Consider the following 3,835-nt stretch of genomic DNA (forward strand, 5'->3'; position numbering starts at 1 on the left):
ACACAATAATTGCACCATAAGGAGCAATCGGATTAGACGCAGCCACCTCAATGGTAGCCGACATAAAATCATGAATGTATTTATCCATTGTTTCGTTCCTATGACTTGATATAATTTTCAGCAAATTTATTTGCACTGACTTTATAATTAGTATCAATTTTAAATGGGTTTAAATTTGATAATTCATCATAAATATCAACCTTTTCTTTAACCTTGAGAAAATAGATCAATAAGATTGAAACAGGTGCAAGAATAACCTCATAAGATATTTTATATGCATCTTCAAACACGATCACACTTGCCAATTTTTCAGTCGGCACAATGCCATAGAATGCCTCTAGCGAGAAAAGACTAACATCGATGATGATTCCAAACGCTGAAGAAGTTGCAATTCTTGTCCAAACGGTAGTGATAAACTCCTTTTTCAAAGAAATGCCACGTTTGCGCTGTTTTGATTTAATAAGCGAAATGACCGTGGAATTGATGGTCATACCGAGAAAAAATGCTGTTGCAGATGCAATAAACATTCGTGCCTGATTATGTAAAATTAATTTAAATGGATCATTATCACTGATAGCCAACAAATTGGTTATCCAAACATCAAAAACAAACAGTAAATTGCAAAAAATAACGAATAATACCATCTGCTTAGTACGTTCAATCCCATATACATCAATCATCATATTTGCTGTGAGGTATGCTAATGAAAAGACAATGCCACCTACATTGATCGTCAAGAAACCAATAGTTATAAATTTTGCTGCCATCGTTTTTGAAGCAATAAAAAATACGATACTGGAACAAAATAGCATGTGATGGTATTTAATTGAATGCTTCAGAAGGACAGGTGCGGCTATTGTTTCAGTTTGCATTTTTTACAGGATTAAGAGTGTCTGAGCTCATCGGTCTGCAATGGGAAGATGTGGATTAGCAAAACCAATTAATCCATGTTGAAGAAACCATCGTTGCTAAAGAATCAAAAGGTCCCAAAACGGAAGCAGGAGTGCGGGATGTTCTTTTATTACCTCCAGCGTTGGAGGTATTGGAACAGCAGAAGGAGTACATCTTGTTGCAAAAAGGGAGGGTATTTTATAATCCTCAGACCAATAAACCATGGGAAACATCGCAGCAAATTCGTCGTACCCAGTGGATGCATATTTTAAAAAGAGCAGGAATTCGCTATAGAAATACATACCAAACTCGCCATACCTATGCATCAATGATGCTGTCACAGGGAGAAAACATCATGTGGGTTTCCAAGCAATTAGGCCATGTTGATGTTGAAATGGTAATTAAGACTTATGGTCGTTGAATACCGGATAGCTCAACTCAATCAGGGTATCGTCCTATTCATGATTGGAGTAGTCATTTAGGGTAAATGGTGCCTTTATGGTGCCGCAATTTGAAAGGGTTCTAATTTCACCCTTGTAAATCAATAACTTAAGTGGTGGAGGCGGCGGGAATCGAACCCGCGAGAATTATTTGTAATCCATTGATAGTACTCATTAAATTTTTACTATATAAATGTTTGGGCACATATTGGGTACATTTTCATGAACAATGATGTTTCTGAGCAGTTCGATTCCTGAGAGGGGAATCGAACTTGGTGTTTTGCAATTGCCCATTCATTTTCAATCAATATTTAACGTTGCTTAATAACCCAGTTTATAACTGGGTGGGATATCATTTTTTTGGCTAATTCGCTGTCATTGGTTATTAATTCAGGCGACACTATACCTTCATTTCGGATTTTGCTAATAAACAGCATTTGATTTGAATCAAGAGGCAATAAGTCAGCTAATCGTTCCCGAAGCTCTCCAATTCTTGTAACAGCCCATTCCTTTAATTCACGAGTGTTTCTTGAAACAGACATCTGGTGCATGACAGGAATCAGCCGGTTACGCAAATCGGTTAGATCAAAATCTATCTGCTCGGGCACCATATGTGAAAAGTCAATTTTAGTCATCGCTAAATAAGTCACAAAAGCTAGTTTCAATTTTTGTTTGTCTAGTGGCATTTGAGTCAATAGATGATGTGCATCAAACCAGTCACGACTGGCATTTCGGTCAAATAGCGCGGATAACTTTCCAGCCGCCAGTTCATGAATATCCAGAACAGGGCCTTGCAAATGCTTGTAGTCTTGAATATTCGGTGACTTCAAAATTACAGGAAATAGTGGTTGCCGGTACATAAAATTGATATCCACTTCCAGCGAGCCACGCTGCCCCAACAGGCTTGGATAAAACCACACCATTTTCCCGCCAGCATGCATCATCGGCGCACGATGTCGTTCAAACTGATTTTGCGACATAATCTGCTGAATTGCATCCATGATCATTGGTTTTTCTTCAAGCATCGTTTCTCGGTCAAGTGCACCAATGTAATTGAGATCAATATCAACAGAAAGTCTTGGTAATTGTTCAAAACAGAAAAGATTAAGCGCTGTTCCTCCTTTTAAAACCAAACGTTCCTGTAAAAAAGGTACAGACATAATTTGTTGAAACACATCGAGCAAGCGGTAAACTTTCTCAAGAATTTCAGGCTTATAGCCACTGGTTCGCGCATGGTTCATAAGTTGTTCTTTAGAATTCAGCATCAGGTTCTTCCCATGATTGATTGATTACAGATAAAGGCAAGTAGATATTCCAAGATTTAATCAATTGAAATTGTTCGCCAGCCGATCCGGAGATATATTGAGCAGCTTTGGGTTTCGCTGCCATAAGAGGTGCTAATTGTTTTTCAGTTACGGCAAACGCATCCTTACGTTGACTCAAAAAATAGCCTACTTTAGCGTTCAATCGCGCATTATCTAACATCAAACAATAATCAATAGCCTCATCGACATTTAATACAACAAGATTGCTGATTGATCGATATACTTCTTCCCAACCTCCGCAAAATTCGGTGCGGTCAAGTACATCAACAAAAGTCCGGGCAGCATTTGTCATTTTGATTTCAACGCCTTGTCGATTGATTGCTTCAATATAGACATTGAGCGTTTGTTTTTTTTGCAAGGCCACAGTAACAGACTGATACCAATGACCACCAAACTCAAAAGGCTTGCTTTTTTGTTTTGTTACATAAGTTAACTGCCCAAAACTGGAATAAGCTACACCCATCAATTCCAGAGCAGAATGATAGCTAATAATGGCATCATCTGTTGCTTTGCCGGCGACAAGGTAAGGATCAACCATCACATCATCAGGAGATTGCTCAGGTGGTACCACAACGTAGAGTTTTCGGCGAATAGACTTAATTCGACCAGATTTGACATAATACATTAAAGCCGTATTCACCGATATTGACTTAGTGACACCTTGTGTTGCTTTAAAAAGTGCAAACTCCTCATATCGAAACACTGGGTGTTTGTAAAAAAACTCATCGATCGACATTTGTTTTTATCTCCAATAATATGTATATATTAGTACTTATCGGAGATAAAAACAAATACTATAGATGTATTTTAGCTTTGAGTGTTTGCGACCAGTCGTTGATTGGTTGGTAACCTGCAACAGTCGATTTATCCGGTATCCACCGTCCATAATGTTTAATAATCATCTCGGTATCTTTATGCCCCATTTGGGTTGCCACCCACAAAGAGTTCTCCCCAGCTGACAGCATCATTGATGCATACGTGTGACGAGTTTGATACGGATTACGATACCGAATACCAGCCTTTCTTAAAATATGCGCCCAACAGGTTTTACGAATCTGGCCATCGGTTTCCCATGGGATGTTGGTACGAGGATTATAAAATACCCGTTTACCTTCAAGATAAGTGAACGATTTTTGATTTTTTAAAGCTTCCAAAGCAGGGGGTAGTAATAAAACATCA

The 3,835-nt window shown here is 38.4% G+C and carries 4 protein-coding genes and 1 pseudogene; 1 reads left to right on the forward strand and 4 read right to left on the reverse strand.

Annotation, left to right across the window (positions count from 1 at the left end):
- Nucleotides 1-98 precede the first annotated feature (98 nt).
- Complete coding sequence (locus tag WA877_RS09955) at nucleotides 99-872, reverse strand: VUT family protein (RefSeq protein WP_425170765.1); 774 nt, start codon at nucleotides 870-872, stop codon at nucleotides 99-101.
- A gap of 131 nt (nucleotides 873-1,003) precedes the next feature.
- Between WA877_RS09955 and WA877_RS09960 the strand changes: the two genes are divergently transcribed.
- Nucleotides 1,004-1,312 (forward strand): tyrosine-type recombinase/integrase, encoded by a 309-nt coding sequence (locus WA877_RS09960; protein WP_425170766.1) that lies wholly within the window; start codon nucleotides 1,004-1,006, stop codon nucleotides 1,310-1,312.
- A gap of 330 nt (nucleotides 1,313-1,642) precedes the next feature.
- On the opposite strand, the gene WA877_RS09965 is transcribed toward WA877_RS09960, so the two are convergent.
- From WA877_RS09965 to WA877_RS09975, 3 genes and pseudogenes are all read right to left on the reverse strand, one after another.
- Nucleotides 1,643-2,596, reverse strand: a complete 954-nt coding sequence (locus tag WA877_RS09965) for a nucleotidyl transferase AbiEii/AbiGii toxin family protein (RefSeq protein WP_425170767.1) — start codon at nucleotides 2,594-2,596, stop codon at nucleotides 1,643-1,645.
- A complete protein-coding gene (locus WA877_RS09970; protein WP_425170768.1) occupies nucleotides 2,583-3,392 on the reverse strand; it encodes a type IV toxin-antitoxin system AbiEi family antitoxin domain-containing protein in 810 nt (269 codons plus the stop codon). Before WA877_RS09970 ends, WA877_RS09965 begins: the two co-directional genes overlap by 14 nt.
- A 58-nt stretch (nucleotides 3,393-3,450) precedes the next feature.
- Nucleotides 3,451-3,835: pseudogene (locus tag WA877_RS09975) on the reverse strand (site-specific integrase); the annotation flags it as partial.

The sequence above is a fragment of the Legionella sp. genome (assembly GCF_049790535.1).
Lineage (GTDB): Bacteria > Pseudomonadota > Gammaproteobacteria > Legionellales > Legionellaceae > Legionella.